The 20,838-nt window shown below is 72.3% G+C and carries 19 protein-coding genes; 13 read left to right on the plus strand and 6 right to left on the minus strand.

Going from position 1 to position 20,838, the window contains the following annotated elements; genetic code table 11:
• The first annotated feature begins 17 nt into the window (after positions 1 to 17).
• The 7 genes from ACIQFY_RS13645 (at position 18) to ACIQFY_RS13675 (ending at position 6,561) form a co-directional block, all read left to right on the plus strand.
• Positions 18 to 1,076 (plus strand): polyprenyl synthetase family protein, encoded by a 1,059-nt coding sequence (locus tag ACIQFY_RS13645; protein WP_066651867.1) that lies wholly within the window; start codon positions 18 to 20, stop codon positions 1,074 to 1,076.
• On the plus strand, positions 1,073 to 1,990 hold the full coding sequence (locus ACIQFY_RS13650) for a phytoene/squalene synthase family protein (RefSeq protein ID WP_209684186.1): 918 nt from the start codon (positions 1,073 to 1,075) through the stop codon (positions 1,988 to 1,990). Before ACIQFY_RS13645 ends, ACIQFY_RS13650 begins: the two co-directional genes overlap by 4 nt.
• The gene (gene crtI, locus ACIQFY_RS13655) at positions 1,987 to 3,651 is read left to right on the plus strand and encodes a phytoene desaturase family protein (protein WP_400340533.1); all 1,665 of its coding nucleotides are present in this window, start codon (positions 1,987 to 1,989) and stop codon (positions 3,649 to 3,651) included. Before ACIQFY_RS13650 ends, crtI begins: the two co-directional genes overlap by 4 nt.
• Complete coding sequence (locus tag ACIQFY_RS13660; RefSeq protein ID WP_209684182.1) at positions 3,651 to 4,013, plus strand: lycopene cyclase domain-containing protein; 363 nt, start codon at positions 3,651 to 3,653, stop codon at positions 4,011 to 4,013. Before crtI ends, ACIQFY_RS13660 begins: the two co-directional genes overlap by 1 nt.
• Positions 4,010 to 4,480 (plus strand): lycopene cyclase domain-containing protein, encoded by a 471-nt coding sequence (locus tag ACIQFY_RS13665; RefSeq protein ID WP_400340535.1) that lies wholly within the window; start codon positions 4,010 to 4,012, stop codon positions 4,478 to 4,480. The genes ACIQFY_RS13660 and ACIQFY_RS13665 overlap by 4 nt, the downstream gene beginning before the upstream one ends.
• The gene (locus tag ACIQFY_RS13670) at positions 4,477 to 5,403 is read left to right on the plus strand and encodes a prenyltransferase (protein ID WP_144411207.1); all 927 of its coding nucleotides are present in this window, start codon (positions 4,477 to 4,479) and stop codon (positions 5,401 to 5,403) included. The genes ACIQFY_RS13665 and ACIQFY_RS13670 overlap by 4 nt, the downstream gene beginning before the upstream one ends.
• Positions 5,404 to 5,517: 114 nt before the next feature.
• On the plus strand, positions 5,518 to 6,561 hold the full coding sequence (locus ACIQFY_RS13675) for a Gfo/Idh/MocA family protein (RefSeq protein WP_251154163.1): 1,044 nt from the start codon (positions 5,518 to 5,520) through the stop codon (positions 6,559 to 6,561).
• Positions 6,562 to 6,832: 271 nt separating this feature from the next.
• On the opposite strand, the gene ACIQFY_RS13680 is transcribed toward ACIQFY_RS13675, so the two are convergent.
• Positions 6,833 to 7,573, minus strand: a complete 741-nt coding sequence (locus ACIQFY_RS13680; protein WP_066651881.1) for an MBL fold metallo-hydrolase — start codon at positions 7,571 to 7,573, stop codon at positions 6,833 to 6,835.
• 63 nt (positions 7,574 to 7,636) lie between these two features.
• On the opposite strand from ACIQFY_RS13680, the gene ACIQFY_RS13685 reads away from it, so the two are divergent.
• From ACIQFY_RS13685 to ACIQFY_RS13695, 3 genes are all read left to right on the plus strand, one after another.
• On the plus strand, positions 7,637 to 8,158 hold the full coding sequence (locus ACIQFY_RS13685; protein WP_209684174.1) for a hypothetical protein: 522 nt from the start codon (positions 7,637 to 7,639) through the stop codon (positions 8,156 to 8,158).
• Positions 8,159 to 8,161: 3 nt separating this feature from the next.
• Positions 8,162 to 9,223, plus strand: coding sequence for a YihY/virulence factor BrkB family protein (locus tag ACIQFY_RS13690; protein ID WP_066651884.1), 1,062 nt, complete (start codon positions 8,162 to 8,164; stop codon positions 9,221 to 9,223).
• A 93-nt stretch (positions 9,224 to 9,316) separates the two neighbouring features.
• A complete protein-coding gene (locus ACIQFY_RS13695) occupies positions 9,317 to 10,015 on the plus strand; it encodes an SDR family oxidoreductase (protein ID WP_326496701.1) in 699 nt (232 codons plus the stop codon).
• Between the two features lie 26 nt (positions 10,016 to 10,041).
• Here ACIQFY_RS13695 and ACIQFY_RS13700 read toward each other — a convergent pair whose 3' ends face one another.
• A complete protein-coding gene (locus ACIQFY_RS13700) occupies positions 10,042 to 11,616 on the minus strand; it encodes an ABC-F family ATP-binding cassette domain-containing protein (RefSeq protein ID WP_400340538.1) in 1,575 nt (524 codons plus the stop codon).
• A 311-nt stretch (positions 11,617 to 11,927) separates the two neighbouring features.
• Between ACIQFY_RS13700 and ACIQFY_RS13705 the strand changes: the two genes are divergently transcribed.
• Positions 11,928 to 12,353, plus strand: a complete 426-nt coding sequence (locus ACIQFY_RS13705) for a DUF3151 domain-containing protein (protein ID WP_209676372.1) — start codon at positions 11,928 to 11,930, stop codon at positions 12,351 to 12,353.
• A 132-nt stretch (positions 12,354 to 12,485) separates the two neighbouring features.
• On the opposite strand, the gene ACIQFY_RS13710 is transcribed toward ACIQFY_RS13705, so the two are convergent.
• From ACIQFY_RS13710 to ACIQFY_RS13725, 4 genes are read right to left on the minus strand one after another with little or no spacing between them, the layout of a single operon-like run.
• Positions 12,486 to 15,542, minus strand: a complete 3,057-nt coding sequence (locus ACIQFY_RS13710; protein WP_400340613.1) for a glycoside hydrolase family 2 TIM barrel-domain containing protein — start codon at positions 15,540 to 15,542, stop codon at positions 12,486 to 12,488.
• A 2-nt stretch (positions 15,543 to 15,544) separates the two neighbouring features.
• On the minus strand, positions 15,545 to 16,453 hold the full coding sequence (locus ACIQFY_RS13715; RefSeq protein ID WP_400340615.1) for a carbohydrate ABC transporter permease: 909 nt from the start codon (positions 16,451 to 16,453) through the stop codon (positions 15,545 to 15,547).
• 23 nt (positions 16,454 to 16,476) lie between these two features.
• Positions 16,477 to 17,580, minus strand: a complete 1,104-nt coding sequence (locus ACIQFY_RS13720; protein ID WP_326496697.1) for a sugar ABC transporter permease — start codon at positions 17,578 to 17,580, stop codon at positions 16,477 to 16,479.
• Positions 17,577 to 18,941 (minus strand): ABC transporter substrate-binding protein, encoded by a 1,365-nt coding sequence (locus ACIQFY_RS13725; RefSeq protein ID WP_251160513.1) that lies wholly within the window; start codon positions 18,939 to 18,941, stop codon positions 17,577 to 17,579. The genes ACIQFY_RS13720 and ACIQFY_RS13725 overlap by 4 nt, the downstream gene beginning before the upstream one ends.
• Positions 18,942 to 19,304: 363 nt before the next feature.
• Here ACIQFY_RS13725 and ACIQFY_RS13730 point away from each other — a divergent pair, with 363 nt between their 5' ends.
• Positions 19,305 to 19,580 (plus strand): hypothetical protein, encoded by a 276-nt coding sequence (locus tag ACIQFY_RS13730; RefSeq protein ID WP_251154157.1) that lies wholly within the window; start codon positions 19,305 to 19,307, stop codon positions 19,578 to 19,580.
• Positions 19,580 to 20,746, plus strand: coding sequence for a Vms1/Ankzf1 family peptidyl-tRNA hydrolase (locus tag ACIQFY_RS13735; RefSeq protein WP_400340541.1), 1,167 nt, complete (start codon positions 19,580 to 19,582; stop codon positions 20,744 to 20,746). The genes ACIQFY_RS13730 and ACIQFY_RS13735 overlap by 1 nt, the downstream gene beginning before the upstream one ends.
• Positions 20,747 to 20,838 lie beyond the last annotated feature (92 nt).

The raw sequence follows: 20,838 nt of genomic DNA on the forward strand, positions 1-20,838 counted from the left end.
CCCGATAGGTTAGGCCAATGAGCGAGGAAGCGGCCACCGTGGCGCAGATCGACCTCGCACTGGTCGACGACTGCATCGAACGCTTCTTCGCGGTGTCGTCGGCCCGTGCGCGTCGGTTCGGCAGACCGTCCGAGGAACTCTGGCGGGTGCTCCGTCGAGCGAGCATGGGCGGCAAGCGCTTCCGCCCCCGCATGGTCCTCACCGCGTACGCCGGGCTCGGCGGCACGGACGCCCACGCCGCCGCGAACGTCGCCGCCGCGTACGAGCTGCTGCACACCGCGCTCGTCGTGCACGACGACGTCATCGACCGCGACTGGTCGCGCCGCGGGGAGCCGAACGTCGCCGGGTCCTTCCGTGACACCGGCACCACCGGTGGCCTCGCGCTGCCCACCGCCGAGCACCGGGGGGTGAGCGCCGCCGTCATCGCGGGGGACCTCGCCCTCGTCGCCGCCGCACGCTTCGTCGAGGCGTCCGGTGTCGTCGACGACCGTCGTGCGCGGCTGCTCGAGATCCTCGACGACGCGGTCTTCGCGAGTGCGGCGGGCGAGATGACCGACGTCGACCTCGCGCTGGGCGTCATGCCCTCCGTCGACGAGGTCCTGGCCATGGAGCGGGCGAAGACGAGCGTCTACTCGTTCGAGGCGCCGCTGCAGTCCGGTGCCGTGCTCGCCGGCGCGGACGAGTCCGTCGTGGCCGCCCTCGGTGCCTTCGGTCGCGAGATCGGCATCGCCTACCAGATCGTCGACGACCTGCTCGGGGTCTACGGCGACGAGACCGTGACCGGCAAGTCCGTGCTCGGCGACCTGCGCGAGGGCAAGCGCACCATGCTCATCGCCTACGCCGCGACCACCGACTGCTGGGACGACATCGCGCCCTACCTCGGCGACCCCGACCTCGGCGAGGAACGCGCGGCCGAGCTCCGTGCGACCCTGGAGACCTGCGGCGCGAAGGCGGCGGCCGAGTCCCGGATCGCCGAGCACGCCGCCCTCGCCCGAGCCGAGCTCGCGGCCCTGCCCTACGAGCTCGCCGAACGACTGGAGCACCTGGTGTCTGAACTGCTGGAGCGCGTGCGGTGACCCAGACCGCACCACCGCGTCTGCCCCTGTACGACGCGACGGCCGAGGCTGCCTCCGGGGTCGTCATCGAGCGCTACTCGACCTCGTTCGGCCTGGCGAGCCGGCTCCTCACCAGGGACACCCGCGAGCACATCCGCAACGTGTACGCCCTGGTCCGCGTGGCCGACGAGGTCGTCGACGGTCCCGCGACCGAGGCCGGACTCGACCACGACCTGGCGCGCACCGTGCTCGACGAGCTCGAGGCCGACACCGAGCGTGCGATGGCACTGGGATTCTCGGTGAACCCGGTCGTGCACGCCTTCGCCCGCACCGCCCGCACGACGGGCTTCGGGCCGGAGCTCACGAAGCCGTTCTTCGCGTCGATGCGCATGGACCTCGAGCGGACCGAGCACGACCAGGAGTCGTTCGACCGGTACGTGTACGGCTCCGCCGAGGTCGTCGGGCTGATGTGCCTCCGCGCATTCGTGTACCGGGCCGGTCGGCCGACCTTCGACGACGCCGTGCTCGTCGACGGTGCCCGCGCGCTCGGGGCGGCCTTCCAGAAGGTGAACTTCCTCCGCGACCTGCACGCCGACTTCGAGGTGCTCGGCCGCTCGTACTTCCCGGGGGTCGACGTCCGCACGTTCGACGAGGCCACCAAGGACCGCCTGGTCGCCGACGTGCAGGCCGACCTCGACCGTGCCGCGCTGACGGTGCCGCTGCTCCCCGTCGACGCACGCAAGGCCGTCGGCCTCGCGCACGCGCTGTTCCAGGAGCTCAACGACCGGATCGCCGCGTGCCCGGCGGACCGCCTGGTGACGACGCGGGTGCGCGTGCCGAACCCGGTGAAGGCGCAGCTCGCCGCGCGCGTGCTCGCCGGCCGCGCCCCGCTGTCGTCCCGCGCAGCCCACCACCGGTCTGGAGGCCGTGCATGACCCCGTCCCGTGCCTCCCGTCCGTCCACCCCCGCGTCGCGGCGCGCGGTGCCGGCCCGACGTGCCGTGATCGTCGGCGGCGGCATCAGCGGACTCGCGTCCGCCGCGCTGCTCGCCCGCGACGGCTACGCCGTCACCGTGCTCGAGCAGCGCGACCAGCTCGGCGGCCGCGCCGGGTCGTGGGAGCGGGACGGCTTCCGGTTCGACACCGGGCCGTCCTGGTACCTCATGCCCGAGGTGTTCGACCACTTCTTCCGGCTGCTCGGCACCACCGCCGACGCCGAGATGGACCTCGTCCGGCTCGACCCGGGCTACCGCGTCTACAGCGAGGGCGACGACGAACCGATCGACCTGCGTGCGGACCGCGAGGCGAACATCGCGCTCTTCGAGTCGATCGAGCCCGGTGCCGGTGCGCGGCTGCGGAAGTACCTCGACTCCGCCGAGGACACCTACGCGATGGCCGTCCGTCGCTTCCTCTACACGACCTTCCAGGACCTGACGAAGCTCGCCGCCCCGGACGTGCTCCGTCGTCTGCCGAAGCTCGCCCGGCTCCTGCTGCAGCCGCTGTCGTCGTTCGCCGCGAAGGCCGTGCGGGACCGTCGGCTCTGGCAGGTCCTCGGGTACCCGGCGGTGTTCCTCGGCACGAGCCCGTACGCCGCGCCGAGCATGTACCACCTGATGAGCCACCTCGACCTGGCCGACGGGGTGCTCTACCCGAAGGGCGGCATCACCGAGGTCATCGCCGCGGTCGAGCGCGTCGCCCGTCGCGAGGGTGCCGAGATCACCACGGGTGCGACCGTCGAGCGGATCGTCGTCGAGGACGGGCACGTGACGGGCGTCGTGCACCGCGATGCCTCCGGTGCGGAGCACACCGTGCCCGCCGACCTCGTGGTGAGCGCCGCCGACCTGCACCACACCGAGCTGCACCTGCTCGACGCGGAGCACCGGACGTACCCGGAGCCGCACTGGCGGAAGCGCGACCCGGGGCCGAGCGCCGTCCTCGTCTACCTCGGCGTCGACGGTCCCGTGCCCGGGCTGCTGCACCACACGCTGGTCTTCACCGCCGACTGGGAGGCCAACTTCGGCGCGATCTTCGGCAAGGACCGACACGTGCCGGACCCGGCGTCGATCTACGTCTGCGCGCCCTCGCTCACCGACGACACCGTCGCGCCCGAGGGCTCGAGCAACCTGTTCGTCCTGGTGCCGCTGCCCGCCGACCTGTCCATCGGGAAGGGCGGCATCGACGGTGCCGGCGACGCCGAGGTCGAGCGCATCGCCGACCGCGCGATCGACGTCATCGCGGAGCGCTCCGGCGTGCCCGACCTGCGCGACCGCATCCGCGTGCGCCGCACGATCGGCCCGCAGGACTTCGCCGACGACTACAACGCGTGGAGCGGCTCGATGCTCGGGCCGGCGCACACGCTGGCGCAGAGCGCGTTCTTCCGCGAGGCGAACGTCTCCCGCAAGGTGGACGGCCTCTACTACGCGGGCGCCTCGACCACCCCGGGCATCGGCCTGCCGATGTGCCTGATCAGCGCCGAGGTGCTGCTCAAGCGCATCCACGGCGACACGTCGACCGAACCGCTGCCGACGCCACTGCCGGCACCGTCGTCGGGGCCCGCCGGGTCGTCGACGGCCGGGTCCGCCCGGACCGTGGGCTGATGCCGGGGGCGTACCTCGCCGGACTCGTGGTGTCGATCGCCGGCATCGCGGTGCTCGACGCCCGGTACCGGCTGTTCTTCTGGCGCAGCCCCCTGCGTGCCGCGGCGGTGATGGTGATCGGGCTCGTGTTCTTCCTCGTGTGGGACGTCGCGGGCGTGCACCTCGGCATCTTCTTCATCGGGCAGGGCGACCTGCTGACCGGGGTGCTGCTCGCGCCCGAGGTCCCGCTCGAGGAGGTCTTCTTCCTCGTGCTGCTCTGCTGGACGACGATGGACCTGTTCGGTGCCCTGCGTCCGGTCGTGGCCCGGCGGCTCGACCGTGCCGGGTCCCGGGTCGGGCCCGACGAGGAGCGACGCTCGTGACCGGCACGGCGACGTACGCCCTGCTCGCGGTGCCGTTCCTGACGTTCGCCGCGCTCGTCGCCGTGGCGGCCGGAGTCGTGTCGGCCCGTCGCCGCGGAGCCGGTCGCGGACAGGCCGGTCGTGGGCGGGCCGGTCGCCGGTGGCTCGGTGCGGGCGGTGTCGTCAGCGCCGTGGCGGCCGGCGTCGTCCTGCTCCTGATGACCGGCGTCTTCAACAACGTGATCGTGGGGCTCGGCATCGTCGCGTACGACGACGCGCTGGTCTCCGGCGCCCGGGTCGGGCTGTTCCCGGTCGAGGACCTGGCCTACTCGCTCGGTGCCGCCCTGCTGCTGCCGAGCTGCTGGGTCCTGCTCGAGCGGCCGCGGGCCCGGTCGTCCGCGCACCCCACCGTCCGCGGGGCGGGACGCGGGACCGGTACGGTCGGAACGCCGACCCAGCCACCCCGTCGACCGGAGGAGACCCCGTGACCGTGAGCAGTGCCTCCAGACCGTCGACCGCGCGCGCCCTGTTCGTGTCGTCGCGACCGATCAGCTGGGTGAACACCGCCTACCCCTTCGGCGCCGCGTACCTGCTCGGCAGCGGGGTCGGCGTCGACGGTGGCGGCGGCTTCTCGCTCGTCGCGTTCCTCGTCGGGGTCGTGTACTTCCTCGTGCCGTACAACCTGGCCATGTACGGCATCAACGACGTCTTCGACTACGAGTCCGACCTGCGGAACCCGCGGAAGGGCGGGGTCGAGGGCGCGCTGCTGGACAAGAGCGTCCACCGCACCACGCTGTGGGCGGTCGTCGTCACGAACGTCCCGTTCCTCGTCGCACTCGTGGTGCTCGGCGCGCTGAGCGGCAACGGGCCGTGGTCGTGGCTCGTGCTCGCGATCAGCGTCTTCGCGGTGATCGCGTACTCGGCACCGGGGCTGCGCTTCAAGGAGAAGCCGTTCCTCGACTCGCTGACGTCGTCGACGCACTTCGTCTCACCGGCGGTCTACGGGCTGGCGCTCGCCGGCCCGCACTGGACCGGGGCACTCGTCGCCGTCTGCGTCGCGTTCTTCCTGTGGGGCGTGGCCTCGCACGCGTTCGGCGCCGTGCAGGACGTGCTGGCCGACCGGGCCGGCGGCATCGGCTCCGTCGCGACGGTGATCGGCGCCCGGGCGACGGTCCGGCTGGCGTTCGTGGCGTACCTCGTGGCCGGCGTCGCCCTGCTGTTCTCGGACTTCCCGGGGCCGATCGCGGCGATCGTCGTCGTGCCGTACGCGCTCAACGTCCTGCCGTGGTGGAACATCACCGACGCCGGGGCCGAGGCGGCGAACGCGGGGTGGAAGCGGTTCCTCTGGATCAACTACCTGGCGGGGTTCATCGTCACGATGGCCCTCATCGGCTACGCCTGGACGCACTGACGCAGGCTGCTGCGCGGGCGGTGGGTGCGGCTGCACGACACTCGTCGTCGGCCTGACAGACTGGACGCACGCGCCACGGGAGTCGTGGCGCGCCGGTCACGAAGGAGTGCACGCATGACGGTCCGCATCATCCACGTCGGTCTCGGAGGGTGGGGCGGCAACTGGGCCCGCACCGCCATCCCGCAGGTCACCGAAGTGGAGGTGGTCGGGCTCGTCGACCCGGTCCCCGCGACGCTGGACGCCGTGCGCGAGGACCTCGACCTGCCGGCATCCGCCGCCTTCGCCTCGCTCACCGAGGCGCTCGCCGGGGTCGAGGCCGACGCCGTCGTCATCACCGCACCGGCCGTGACGCACGTGCCGCTCGCGCTCGAGGCCCTCGAGGCCGGCAAGCACGTCCTGGTCGAGAAGCCGTTCGCGAACTCCACCGACGAGGCGCTCACGGCGGTCCGTCGGGCCGAGGAGCTCGGGCTCGTGCTGCAGGTCAGCCAGAACTACCGCTGGTACCCGGCACCCCGGGCGGTCAAGGAGCTGCTCGCGGCGAAGGAGCTCGGCGAGCTGTCCGCGATCAGCATCGACTTCCGGCAGTGGGACAACGACCAGCCCGTCGAGACCTACCCGCACTACCGGTTCCCGCACCCGATGATCAACGACATGGCGATCCACCACTTCGACCTGCTCCGGATGATCACCGGGCTCGAGGCCGTCCGCGTGTACGCCCGCGCGTCGTACCCGAGCCACAGCAAGTACCAGGACGAGGCCGTCACGTCGATGATCATCGAGCTCGAGGACGGCCTCGTCGTGAGCTACCGCGGCAGCTGGCTCTCGCGTGCTCCGCGGACCGCGTGGGCGGGGGAGTGGAGCATCCAGGGCGAGGACGGCGAGATCTGGTTCACGAGCCGCGACGGGTCGCCGAGCGAGATCGCCGGGGACCGCGTGACGCTGCGGGCCGACCAGGACGCCGAGGCCGAGGCCGTCGACCTCCCGACGCTCGAGCACACCGACCGGCAGGGTGGGCTGCAGGCCTTCGCCCGGTCCGTCGAGGGCGGCCCGGCTCCGGAGACGAGCGGCCGGGACAACCTGCGGAGCCTGGCGCTGATGGAGGCCGCTGGTCGCTCGGCAGCCTCCGGCCGCCCCGAGGACGTGGTCCTGCCCGAGTAGGGCGCTCGGGTTCCGCGCGGAGGAGGCCGTTCCGCGCGTAGACGGACGTTCCTTCCTGCCTCCGACGAGCGGAACGACATCCCAGGTCGCGTGCGATGGGACGGAACGCACGTCACGACGGACGGGAGGCGCGTGGCGCGGCTGCCACGCGCCTCCCGTCCGACGTCCGCCCGGCACCACTGCCGCGGGACTCGCGCTGCGCGACGGTCCTCGTGCGCGTGCGTGCGAGGGCCGTCGCCAGGCCCGGGTCTCGGGCCCGGCGGTCCCGGCGCTACGCGGCGCCGGCTGCCCTCCTGGCCTGCGCGACCGCGGCGCGCACGCCCCGCGAGAACGCGGGGCCGTGCCCGGGCAGCACGTGCCGGGCCTCGGTGTCCTCGAGTCGACCGAGCGACGCGACGGCCTCGTCGACGTCCGCCGTCGCGGCCGGCGCGACCACCCGCGGCCCGATCCCACCGGTGTAGGGGTCGAAGGTGACCAGGGCGTCGCCCACGATCAGCGCGTCGCGGTCGGCGAAGTGCAGCGCGACGTGCCCGTCCGTGTGCCCGGGCGTCTCGATGATCCACGGGTTGCCGGGGACGTCGGCGCGGGACACCAGCGGCTGCGTCTCCGCGATGCCGTCCACCGTCGCCGCACCGGCGAGCAGCATCCGACCGAGCGGTGCGAGTCCTCCGGGGTGCACCGCGACGAAGCCGAAGCGGTTCGTCTGCGGCCGGTACGAGTACGGGTGAGCCGCCAGGTCGCGGTCGCCCGGGTGCACGAAGACGGGCGTGCCCCACTCGCGGTGCATCCTGGCGGCGGTGCCGACGTGGTCGAAGTGCCCGTGCGTGAGCAGCAGCGCCTCGACCCGAGCGGGCGTGTACCCGAGGTCGTGGACGGCGAGCAGCAGGTGCGGCCACGCGGCGGGCAGCCCCGCATCGACGACGAGCAGGCGGTCGCCCGTCTCGACGAGGTACGTGTTGGTGTGTGCGATCTCGAGGCGGTGGATCCCCTCGGCGACGTCCCGGAAGAGCATGGGCTGCACCGTAGACCGCGGTCGCTCGGTGCCATGCCGGGGACCGCCTGGTAGGCACGAAGCATGGCCAAGGACAGCATCCCCGAGCTGGAGCTCGCGAACGTGCGGACCCGCGAACGCCTGACGGACAGCGTCAGCGAGATCCGGCGGCGCTCCGACGTGCCCGCGCGCACCCGGCTGGCGCTCGCGAAGGCCCGGCAGCGCTGGCACCGCGACCCGACGCCGCTCATCGCGATGGGCGTCACCGCGGCGACCGGCATCGCGGCGATCGTCCTCGGCACCCGCATCGGGCGGACCGACGCCGGGCACCTCGACCGTCCGGCGGCCTCGACCGCGTTCACCGCGCTCCTGCCCTTCGGCGCGCGCGGTGAGCTCGACGCCGACCAGGCGCGCGGCGGACGGAAGGGGCGGAAGGCCCGGCGCAAGGCGGCCGAGGAGTCGCTCGAACGCGACCCGGTGCACAAGAACCGCGTGAAGCAGCGGGCCGGCATCGCCGCGGTCCAGCGCCGCGCGACGAAGAACCGGAAGCAGGCCGCGGCGCGGTCGAAGGCGGCGGCGAAGGCCCTCGCGAAGGCGAAGGGCTAGACCATGGCGCACAAGGACAAGACCCTCCAGCAGGAGATGCAGCACAAGCCGGCACCGGACGACCCCCGGAAGCCGGACAGCCCGACGGACCTCACGAAGCCGTCGTTCACGTACACGTTGAAGAAGACGCTCCGCGAGTTCACCAGCGACCAGTGCACCGACCTGGCCGCGAGCCTGACCTACTACACGGTGCTCGCGCTCTTCCCCGGTCTGCTGGCGATCGTGTCGATCCTCGGCCTGGTCTCGAACCCGCGGGACACGATCGACACCCTGCTCGACGTCGTCACGAACGTCGGTGGCGGGCAGGTCGCCGAGCTCCTCCGCGACCCGGTCGAGGGCCTCGTGCGTTCGCCTGCGGCGCCGATCACGTTCATCGTCGGTGTGCTCGGCGCCCTGTGGTCCGCGTCGGGCTTCGTCGGTGCCTTCGGCCGTGCGATGAACCGCATCTACAACGTCCGTGAAGGCCGGCCGATCTGGAAGCTCCGACCGACCATGCTCGGCGTCACGGTGTTCACCGTCGTGCTGCTCGTGCTGGGGCTCCTCGTGCTCGTCTCCGGACCGCTGGCCCGAGCGTTCGGCGACGTCATCGGCCTCGGCGACGCCGCAGCGCTCGTGGTCTCGATCGTGCAGTGGCCGATCCTGCTCGCGATCATGATCGTCGTCGTCGCGGTGCTGTACTACTGGGCCCCGAACATCCGCCAGTCCAAGTTCAAGTGGGTGAGCGGCGGGGCGCTGGTCGGCATCACGATCTGGATCATCGCGAGCGTCGGCTTCGGCTTCTACGTCGGCAACTTCTCGAACTACAACGCGACGTACGGCTCCCTCGGTGGCGTCATCGTCTTCCTGCTCTGGATCTGGATCACGAACAACGCGCTGCTCTTCGGTGCGGAGTTCGACGCCGAGCTCGAGCGCGGCCGCCAGCTGCAGGCCGGCATCCGGGCCGAGGAGGACATCCAGCTCCCCGAGCGCGACACCCGCCAGATCGAGAAGCAGGACGAGCAGCACGCCAAGGACGTGCTCGAGGGCATCAGGATCCGCGAGAGCGCCGGGCGCTCGAAGGACTGACCGGCTCCTGCACAGCGGCTGCGGCCGGCACCGCCCTCCACAGCCGGGAGGCGCGGTGCCGGTCCGCCACGCCCGCTCCGTAGGGTGGGACGCATGACCGACACCGCTCCCGCCACCGCCCGCCCGACCGCGCTCGTCACCGGGGCCACCCGCGGCATCGGCCGCGCGATCGCGCTGGACCTCGGGCGGACCCACCACGTCCTGGTGGGCGGCCGCTCCGCCGACGCGGTCGCCGCGCTCGTGGCCGAGCTGCCGAGTGCGTCACCGTTCGTCGGCGACCTCGGCGCGGGCGACGTGCCGGACCTGCCGGCGTCGCTCGACGTCCTGGTGCACAGCGCCGGGGTCGAGCAGGGCACCCGCATCGCGGACACCTCGCGCGACGTGTGGGAGCAGGTGTTCGCCACCAACGTCTTCGCGGTCGCCGAACTGACCCGGCTGGCGCTCCCCGCGCTCCGGGCCGCGCGGGGCATCGTCGTGCCGATCAACAGCGGCTCGGGGTTCACCGCAGGTCCCGGCGGCGGTGTGTACGCGGCGTCGAAGTTCGCGCTCCGGGCCTTCGCGGACGCGCTGCGCGAGGAGGAGCGGGCGAACGGCGTGCGGGTGTCGAGCGTGCACCCGGGCCGCACCGACTCCGACATGCAGCGCGCCCTGACCGAGAAGCTCGGCGAGGACTACGACACCGCCTACTACCTGGCGCCCGAGGACGTCGCCGCGGCCGTCCGGACCGTCGTCGACCTGCCGGAGCGCGGCACGATCGAGTCGGTCGCGATCCGGCCGACCCGGAAGCGGTAGCCGCCAGCCGGGTCGGCGCGGAAGGGCTACCGCAACGCGATCCGACCCGTCAGGTCGAGCCGCTCGAGGAAGGTCTCGTCGTGACTGGTCACGACGAGGGCGCCGCGGTACGCCCGGAGCGCCGCCACGAGCTGGTCGACGCTCGTCAGGTCGAGGTCGTTCGTCGGCTCGTCGAGCACCAGGAGCTGCGGCGGCGGGTCTGCGAGCACCAGCGCGGCCAGCGCCACCCGGAAGCGCTCCCCGCCCGACAGCGAGCGGACGGGCCGGTCCACCGTGTCGCCGCGGACGAGCAGACGCGCGAGCCGGTTCCGGAGCTCCCCGTCGGGTACGTGCGGGGCGTCCCGCCGGACGTTCTCGAGCACCGTGGCGTCGTCGTCGAGTCCGTCCCGACGCTGCGCGAGGTACCCGATCCGGTCGACGTGCGGCACCGCCGCGGTGTCCGGGACCGGGTGGTCCCGTGCGGTGGGGCTCCCGACGAGCTGGTCGAGCAACGTCGTCTTGCCGACGCCGTTGTCGCCCGTCACGGCGAGGCGTTCCGGGCCCTGCACGACGATGTCCCGCCCGCGCACGGTGATCGTGGCGATGCGCCGTGACGCCGGCACGTCCGGGTCGGGCAGTGCCACGTGCAGGGGCTCGTCGTCGCGCAGGCGCAGTTCGGCGTCCCGCACCGCCGACAGGGCCCGCGCCTCCGCCGAACCGTGCGCCGTCCGGAGCCGACCAGCGGTCTCCTGCGCCTTCTTCCGCTGCTCGTTCGCCAGGATCTTCGGCATCGAGCGGCCCGCCTTCTCGCCCGCCCTCGCCCGGCGCGCGATCGTCGTCTCGGCCTCGATGCGCTGCCGCTTCTCCGCGCGGTGCCGTTGCTCGGCGACGCGGACCTCGCGGGCGACGGCCGCCTGCTGCACCGCGAGGTGTTCCTCGTACGCGCTGAACGTCCCGCCGAACACCGTCGCCGAGCCGCTGCGGAGCTCCACGGTCTCGTCGACGTGCTCCAGCAGCTCCCGGTCGTGACCGACGACGACGAGGGTGCCGCGCCAGCCGTCGACCAGGTCGAGCAGGGCCGCGCGGGCCCGCCGGTCGAGGTTGTTCGTCGGCTCGTCGAGCAGTGCGATCGGTCGTCCCCGCAGGCGGATGCCGGCCACGGCCGCCAGGACCGCCTGCCCGCCCGAGAGGGTCGTGACCGGTCGGTCGAGGTCGTTGCCGTCGAGCCCGGGGACGTCCGCGAGCGCTGCGGCGGCACGCTCCTCGACGTCCCAGTCGTCGCCGACCGCGTCGAGGTGTGCAGCCGAGGCGTCGCCGTCCAGGACGGCTCGGAGCGCCGTCAGCGTCGTGCGGATCCCGAGCAGGTCCGCCACAGTGTCCCCGGGGCGGGCGTGCAGCCGCTGGGGCAGGTGGTCCACCGGACCGGTCGTGCTGACCGAGCCGGACGTGGGCTGGAGCCGGCCCGTGACGAGCCGGACCAGCGTGGACTTGCCGGCGCCGTTCCTCCCGACCAGGCCGGTGCGTCCGCGGCCGAAGGCGGCGGTGAGGTGGTCGAGCGCGACGGTGCCGTCGGGCCAGGTGAAGGTGAGGTCGTGCAGGACGACGGACGGTGTTGCGGGCATGGGGGTGCCTCCCGGATCGTGAGCTGGGCGCACGACACCGGACCCGCGGCGACCGGAGGGGTCGGCACACGGGAGCGCCCGAGGGGGCGCGACGACCAGGGCGCCCGACGGGGCGCGACGATCACGGTGTCAGCGCGAGGACTGCGCGGTACCGGTGATCGACTGCAAGGCTGCTCGTTCCGTCGGGGACCCCCGTGTCCGCCACCCGTGCTGCCGGTCGGTCTCCCGCCCCGGCGGCCCCGCGTGACGACGAGGTGTCACCCACCGTAGGGCGGACGCCGCTCCTCGGCAAGAGGTGACAGGCTGGGGGCATGCCGGAGAACCTGCTGCCGAACCCGACCGCGAACCCCGCGACCCTGCTGCCGGAGGAGCCCGAGGTGACTGCCGCGCTCGCCGCCGACGCCCCGGTGTCGAGCGTCGTCGTGTCGCACCCGTCCTCGAGCCTGGCGTGGGCGCTCCTCGCCGACGAGGCCTGGGCGCGCGGCGCGACCCTCGAGTCCTACGCCTACGCCCGCGTCGGGTACCACCGCGGTCTCGACGCCCTGCGGAAGGCGGGGTGGCGCGGTGCCGGGCCGGTGCCGTGGTCGCACGAGCCGAACCGCGGCGTGCTCCGGGCGCTCTTCGCCCTGCGCCGCGCGGCGTCCGCGATCGAGGAGCCGGGCGAGCCCGAGCGCCTGACGGAGTTCCTCGACGCGTCGGACCCCGAGGCGCTCCGCGCCCTTACCGCGGGGGAGTAGCCCGGGCAGCGGCGCGGCGCGGCCGCCGCTGCGCCCGGGACCGAACCACGAATCCGACATGGAACCAGGCCCTGGGGCTGGTTCGATGTCGGATTCCTGGTTCGACTCGACCGCCGCCGCGCCGCGCCGCCCCTACCCGAGCACCACGCTCCACGAGAACGCCTGCGGCCACAGCTGGTGCTCCGGGAGCACGTCGAGCCCGCAGGCCCGCGACCCCAGCCCGTGCTGCGCCGCGTCGAGGTACAGGTACGCGTGCTCCGGCGTCGGCAGCTCGTACGGGTGCATCGCACGCCCGAGCTCCTGCGCGGTCCACGGCGAGAGCGTGAAGCCCGCCCGGTGCGCCCCGACGGTCGACACCGTGAACGGCCCGACCGACAGCGTCCGCAGCCCCGGCCGGTGTCCGGTCTCCTGCGGCATCGAGTAGTCCACGGTCAGCGCCCGCGCCGGCGCACTGAACCGGCCGACCCGAGCAGCACGCGACGAGTCCGCGTACGACTCCGCCGGTCCGGTCCCGAACCACGAGGCATCGCCGTCGAGCAGCGACGCCGGCAGGTCGAACCGCACGCCGATCCGCGGCCAGGTGACGTCCCACGCCCCGAACGGCACCGCGTCGGTCTGCAGCAGCAGTCCGTCGTCGGTCAGGGTCCAGCGGTGCGTGACGTCGACGCCCCACCCGCTGTTCGCCGCCGCCACACGGACGCGCTGCTCGAGGCCGTGGTCAGTCCGCGACACCGACACGAGCCGGTGCGTCAACCGGTCGAGCCCGCGTTCGCGCCACCGGACCGCCGACGCGGGAGCGGTGGGGTCGCCGACGCCCTTCGTCAGCACCGGGTCGGCCGTCTCGTACCCGCCCTGCGAGGCCAGGCTGTCGTTGTCCGTCGGTGCGCGCCACAGCTCGAGCCGCGGCCCGGCGACCTCGTGCCCCTTCCAGGACACCAGGTCACCGCGGGCGGTGAAGGTCCCCTCGCCGAGACGGTCGCCGTCCCATCCCTGTCGGGAGGCCCGGGGCACGTCCGCCGCGCGGCTCGCCACGAGCCGCTGCGTGCGTGCGACGACGTGGCCGGTGTCCGCCCACGCGGTCGGCCCCGCCAGCTCCGCCGTCACGTCGATCCACAGCTCGTCGCCGGGGGCCAGGGACCTGGAGTCCGCGGCTGCCGCGAGCACCTCGTCGGACACCGGGACCGTGGCCGACTGCCGGGCCGCGACGACGCCGGGGGTGAAGCGGCCGCTGGCCTCCTCGACCCCGTTCCGCGACAGGGTCCAGCGGAAGCGCAGTCCCGCGGTCGATGCGGAGTGGTACCGGTTCTCGACGAGCACGGTGGTGTCCGACAGCGAGAACCGGATCGGGGCCACGACGGCCGCGAACTCCGCCAGCCCCGGCGTCGGGGAGTCGTCGGGCAGCACGAGGCCGTCCATCACGAAGTTGCCGTCGTGCACGACCTCGCCGAAGTCGCCGCCGTACGCGTAGTAGTCCTCACCCGACGCGGTCTGCGCGAGGAGTCCGTGGTCCCGCCACTCCCACACGAAGCCGCCGTGCAGTCGCGGGTACCTGTCGACCAGGTCCTCGTACTCCTGGATCTGGCCGGGTCCGTTGCCCATCGCGTGGACGTACTCGCAGTGCAGGAACGGCTTCGTCCGCTGCCGCGCGGCCTCGGCCGGACCGCACCCGAGCAGCGGGGTCTCCGGGCCACCGCCGATCGACTCGGTCTCCTGCAGCGTCGGGTACATCCGCGAGTACACGTCGGTGTAGGCGCCGGTGTAGTCGCCCTCGTAGTGCACCGGGCGCTCGTCGTCGCGGTCGTGCACCCACTGCGACATCGCGGCGAGGTTCCGGCCGGTGCCCGACTCGTTGCCGAGCGACCACATGACGATCGACGCGTGGTTCTTGTCGCGCTCGACCGTCCGGGCGATCCGGTCGAGGTAGGCGTCGCGCCAGGCCGGGTCGTCCGAGGGGTTCCCGACCCAGTCGGTGAAGAGGAAGCCGTGGGTCTCGAGGTCGCACTCCAGGACCACCCAGAACCCGAGCTCGTCCGCCAGGTCGAGCACACGGGGGTGCGGCGGGTAGTGCGAGGTGCGGATCGCGTTGACGTTGTTCCGCTTCATGAGCGCCATGTCCGCGCGGGCGTGCTCCTCGTCGAAGACGCGGCCGCGGACGGGGTGGGTCTCGTGCCGGTTCACCCCGTGGAACACCACGCGCTCGCCGTTCACCAGGAACCGGTCGCCGACGATCGACACGGTGCGGAAGCCGAGGCGCAGTGCGACGGTCTCGCCGCCCGCGCGGCCGCCGGCGTCCGTGCCGGTGGAGACGGTCGCGTCGTACAGCTGCGGGACCTCGGCGCTCCACGGCTCGACGCCCTCGAGCGTGATCGGTGCGACCTCGTCGGCCGAGGCCCACGTCACGTCGACACCGAGGTCGGGCACCCGGAAGCGCACCGGGAACGCGGCGTCGAGGGTCGGGAACGCGATCGTTCCCGTGCCGGTCTCCGGACGTCCGGAGGCAGCCGTACCGGCCGTGGCGGCGTTCCCGAGGGTCGCGGTCCAGCCGGCACGCACGAACACGTCGTCGATCGGCGCGGTCGGTCGGGCGAGCAGGGTGACGCTCCGGAAGATGCCGGGCAGCCACCACTGGTCCTGATCCTCGAGGTACGAGGCCGCCGACCACTGGTGCACCCGGACGAGCAGCTCGTTCGACCCGGGCACGAGCAGCGAGGTCACGTCGAACTCGGTCGCGAGTCGGGATCCGGTCGACCAGCCCACGAGGGACCCGTTCAGCCACACCCGGAAGTGCGACTCGACACCGTCGAAGCGCAGCAGCACCCGGGCCGCGGCGTCGAAGGACGCGGGTACCTCGAACGTGCGGCGGTGGTCGCCGGTCGGGTTCTCCTCCGGCGGGTGCGGCGGATCGATCGGGAACGGGTACTGCAGGTTCGTGTAGCTCGGCGCGCCGTGCCCGTGCAGGACCCAGTGCGACGGCACGGGGAGGCTGCCCCACCCGTCCTCCACCCCCGGGAGCGGGACGTCCGCGACCGGCGACCACCGGAAGTCCCAGTCCCCGTCGAGCGACAGGGACGGGGCGTCGGTGTGCAACCAGGCCCGCGGCGCGAGCCGGGTGTCCGAGCCCGGTGCCGTCGAGGCGAGCGCGTCGAGCGCATCGGGCGTGGTGCTGGCGGAGGACGAGTGAGCAGCGATGGTCAACCCTTGACCGATCCTTCCGTGAGGCCCCCGCGCCAGAAGCGCTGCAGGACGATGATCGCGATCACCAGCGGGATCACCGAGACGAGCACGCCGCCGGTGGTGAGCTGGTAGAACTCTGGCAGACGATCGACCTGTGCCCGCCAGTTGTTGAGTCCCAGTGTGATCGGGTAGAGCTTCTGGTCTGCCAGCATGATCAGCGGCAGGAAGAAGTTGTTCCAGATGCCGACGACCTGGAACAGGAACACGGTCACGAGCGCCGGGGTCATCTGGCGCAGCACGATCGTGTGGAAGATCCGCAGCTCTCCGGCACCGTCGATGCGTGCCTGCTCGAGCAGCGCGGTGTCGACCGAGGCCGCCGCGTACACCCGGCACAGGAACAGCCCGAACGGCGACACGAGGCTCGGGATGAGCACGCTCCAGTACGTGTCGGTCAGGCCCAGCGTCGAGAAGAGCAGGAACAGGGGCAGCGCCGTCGCGGTCCCCGGCACGAGCACACCGCCGAGGATCGTGCCGAACACCAGCTGCCGCCCGCGGAACTCGTACTTCGCGAGCGCGTACCCGCCGGCCGCGGCGAAGTAGGTCGCCAGGACCGCGCCGACGCCGGAGTACAGGACGCTGTTCACGATCCAGCGGACGAAGATGCCGCCGTCGTACGAGAACACCTGCTGGATGTTGCTGAACAGCGCGAACTCGCCGCCGAACCAGAACCCGTTCGTCGCGAACAGGGCGCCGGTGGTCTTCGTCGCCGCGATGACGACCCAGTACAGCGGCACGAGGAAGTAGACCGCGACGATGACGAGGATGGCCGTCACGACGATCTGCGAGCGAGGGGAGCGGTCGAGCTTGCGGCGCTGGTGCGCCGTGATCGACGTGGTGTCGACGGGCTCGGCGGCCTGCTTGGTCACTGGCGCCTCGATGGCTTCACTGGTCATGCTTCCGCCCCCTTGCTGTCGGCCTGGAGGCGCGGCGCGGCTCCGGCGGTGGTGCTGCGGTCCGCGACGCCGGTGGCGGGTCGCGACCCGGTGGCGGACGTGCCGCGCGTCTGGAGCGCGCGCCGCGCCTCCAGGCCGTCGCGCTTGGCCCGCTTCTTCTGGTCGCGCTCGTTCTTCGGCGCACGGTTCGTCAGCGCGAGGAACGCGAACGACAGGATGAACGCGGCCAGCGCGATGATCACGGCCTGCGCGCTCGCGACGCCGTACTCGTTGAACGCGAAGGCGTTCGTGTACGCGGCGTAGTTCGGCGTGTACTCGGTGTCGATGGCGGGCGCGACCGTCGACAGGATCTGCGGCTCGGCGAAGAGCTGCAGCGTGCCGATGATCGAGAAGACCGTCGTGAGCACCAGGGCCGGGGCGATGAGCGGGATCTGGATCCGCCACGCGACCTGGAAGGGGCCGGCGCCGTCCATCTTCGCGGCCTCGTAGACCTCGCCGGGGATCGACTTGAGCTGCGCCACGATGATGAGCATGTTGTAGCCCGTGTAGGTCCACGTGACGATGTTCGCGATCGACCACAGCACGCTGTTCGCGCCGAGGAAGTCCGGCTGCAGCCCCATCGACTGCAGCAGCGACACGATCGGTGACAGGCCGGGCACGTAGAGGAACGACCAGAGGATCGTCGCGATGACGCCGGGGACGCCGTACGGCATGAAGTAGACCGCGCGGAAGAAGGCGGGCCAGCGGGCGCTCGCCGACTCCAGCAGCAGCGCGAGGATCGTGCAGAGGACGATCATCACCGGTACCTGCACGATGCCGAACAGGAGCATGCGCCAGATCGAGCCGACGAACCCGGCGTCGTTCAGCGCGGTGACGTAGTTGTCGAAGCCGGCGAAGCGGCCGGTGACACCGTCCTCGCCGAACAGGCCCTCGCGGTCGACGGTGGTGAAGCTCTGGAAGAGGGCGCTGATGATCGGGATGATGAACGTCAGCACGAACAGGGCGAGGAACGGGGCGAGCAGGATCCACGGGGCGCGCTTCTGGGCGCTCGTGGCCTTGGTGCTCGTGCGGAAGCCGGATCCCGGCTGGGTGGCGGTCATCGTGCGGTCCTGACGCTGAGGCCCTTGTCCTTGAAGGACTGGACGATCTCCCGCTGGGCGAGCTCGACCGCGTCCGTGAGCTTCAGCCCACCGGTGAGCTTGCGGCGGAACTGGTTCTGCAGGCTGGTGAAGGCCGACTGGGTCACGGGCGACCACGACCACTCCAGGTTCTGCTCCTGGGCCGAGGGGACGAAGACCTCCTCGTTGTAGTTCTGCCCGGAGAACCACTCGGACGGCTGCTGGCGCGCCTTGCCGATGTAGTCCTTCGCCGGGGACCAGCCGATGCCGCAGTACTTGATCATCGCGTCGACGCCCTCCTTCGAGGTCGTCATCCACGTGATGAACTCGAGCGCTTCCGCCGGGTGCTTCGCGTTCGCCAGCACGGCGGCCGTCGAGCCGCCGATCGAGCTCGAGCCGTAGCCGGTGTCGCCCCACGTCTGCATGGGGGCGACCTTCCACTTGCCCTCGCCGCCCTGCACGGACTGGATGAGTGCGTCGCCCCAGCTCGCGCTCGTGACCGCGGCGATCTTGCCGCTCGCGGCGGCGGCGTACCAGCCCGGGGAGTACGCCCCCGCGCTCGTGTCGACGAGCTTGTCGTCGATGACCCCGTCGAAGAACTCCGCGACCATCATCGTCTTGTCGTCGGTCATGTCGACGACCCAGGCGTCCCCGTCGGTCCGGAACCAGCGCGCCCCTGCCTGCTGCGCGTACGCGGCGAAGGGCGAGGCGTCGGCGACCGGGAACACCTCGAGGTAGTTGCCGTTGCCCGTGCCGCGCACCTTGTCGGCCAGGTCGCGCCACTCGTCCCACGTCGTCGGGGGCTGACCGCCGGCCTGCTCGAGGATCGCGGTCTGGTAGTAGAAGCCCATCGGGCCGGTGTCCTGCGGGATGCCGTAGACGCCGTCGACGAACTCGACCTGCGACCACGCGGCCTCGTCGTACTTCGACTGCACGTCCTTCGCGCCGTACCGGGCGAGGTCGACCAGGCCGTTCGCGAGCATGAACTCCGGGATCTGCCGGAACTCGACCTGCCCGATGTCCGGACCGCCGCCGGCCGCGAGCGCGGAGTACATCTTCTGGTACCCGCCCGCGTTGCCCCCGGGGATCCAGTTCGCGGTGACCTGGATGCGCGGGTTCTTCGCGTTCCAGACGTCGCAGACCTTCTGGAGGTCCTTGAGCCACGCCCAGTAGGTGATCTGGACGGTCTCGCCACCGGCGGCCGCGGGGACCAGCGCAGCCTTGTTGACGTTCGTCGATCCCGGGACGGCGCACCCGGCGAGCAACCCCGCCGCAGCTGTTCCGAGTCCGAGTCCGAGCAGGTTCCGTCGTGACAGGACGGTTCTCGATGGGATGGGTGTCATCACGGCTCCGGTTCGTCGTTGAGCGGGGTCGGAGCCAGCAAAGCACAAAACCGAGCGAGGCTGTGCATTCCCGAAGTATCCACAGAACGTCGTGACCGAACCGTGGCCGGGTGGGACGCCGGGCGAGCGCGACGGCGCGAGACTCGGTTCCGCGAACACGTTCGCGGTCGCGGCGACGCGAATCCGTCCGCTCACGCGAGCCTCGGGGCGGGCCGTCGCCGCCCCGCACCGCGCTGGCTGCGTGTTCGCTCCGACCTCCGAACGTGGTCAGCGCCGAGCGCGCACCGTGGTCAGCACGCACAACACCGAAGCCGCAGGCGGCCCGACAGCGACGTCGGCGGCACCGACGCAAAGGGGCAGGCGATGACCGATCGCGGCAACAGCACGCACGGACCCGAGCTCGACGACCAGCTCGCGCACGAGGCGCAGAGCATCGTCCAGGGGCACGGCAGCAACGCACACGTCGAGGAGTTCCGGCAGTCCGAACCGGTGCCCGACGACACCGACGACGCCGAGACGGTGACGGCCTCCGGGTACGACGGCGAGCTCGAGGGGTCGTTGCAGGACGACGGGTCGGGCGTCGGCGGGGGATCGGACGCCGTCTTCACGACCGAGACCGACGAGGAGGGCGAGCGCTGATGGCCCAGACCACCCGCGAGACCAGCGCCCTGCAGCCCGAGATCGTCCAGGCGCTCCAGAAGCCGGGTACCTGGACGTGGGCGTACGTCGACGCCTCGGGCAACCGGGAGGACCCGCGCCGCATCGCCGCGCTCCAGCGCCGGACCGTCTCCGATGCGCTCGCCGGGCAGGGCTGCTCCGACCGTGCCGCACAGATCATCGAGGAGGAGCTCGTCGAACAGCCCGGTGTCCCCGCACCCGTCGCCCGCTACGTGCTCGTCCGCGACGACGAACTCGTGCTCAGCGAGGTGCTGCCCGGGCACCTGCACGGCCAGGAGTCGATCGGCACCGGCGCCGTCCCCGACCTGCTGCCCCTGCTCGCCCACCGGCCCTTCGACCTGCCGTTCCTCGTCGTCACCGTCGGACGTGAGGGCGGCGGCTTCCGCAGCTACCGACTCGGGCACGCCCCCACCGGCGCCGCCGAGGACGAGCAGCGCGTGCAGGGCCGGACCGACACGCTGCACAAGGCGAAGTCCGGTGCCGGGTGGAAGCAGCCGCACTGGCACCAGCACGCCGAGGAGATCTGGAAGCAGACCGCCGGCGAGGTCGCGGCCGCGATCGAGGAGACCGTCCGGGCGACCGCGCCCCGGCTGATCGTGCTCGCCGGGGACATCCGTGCCCGCGAACTCCTGCGTGGTGAGCTCTCGACGTCGACCAGGGCGCTGGTCACCGAGGTCGCGGTCGACCCGCGCGCCGACGACGCCTCCGAGAAGGCGCTCGTGCAGCACGTCGACCTCGCCCTCGCTCGCGTCCTGGCGTCGCGGCGGCACGACGTGCAGGACCTGCTCCGCACGCACGAGGGCCGCGGGGACAACGAGAGCGTCAGCGGGATCGGTGCCGTCGTGTCCGCGCTGCAGCAGGCCCAGGCGGCCGTCATCACGCTCGACGCCGGTGCGCTCGGGGACCGGACGCTGTACGCGCTCGATGCCGCACCCTGGGTCGCCACCGCTCCCGAGCAGGCCGCGGGGGCGTCGGTGCTGGGGCAGGTCCCGGCGGTGTGCGCACTCGTCCGGGCAGTCGTCCTGACCGACGCCGAACTCGTCCTGGTGAACGCGGCGTCGCTGCCGAGCGGTGCCCCCGCGTCCGCGCTCCTGCGCTGGCCGGTCGGTCCCGCCGTCCCTGCCTGACCCCGTCCGCCGCGGAGGCCCCTCGCACGGACGCCCCTTCCGCGGGACGCAACGTCGGCGGTTGCTCGCAGCGGTACACCCCTGCGAGCAAC

The sequence above is a fragment of the Curtobacterium sp. NPDC092190 genome (assembly GCF_044755625.1).
GTDB lineage: Bacteria > Actinomycetota > Actinomycetes > Actinomycetales > Microbacteriaceae > Curtobacterium.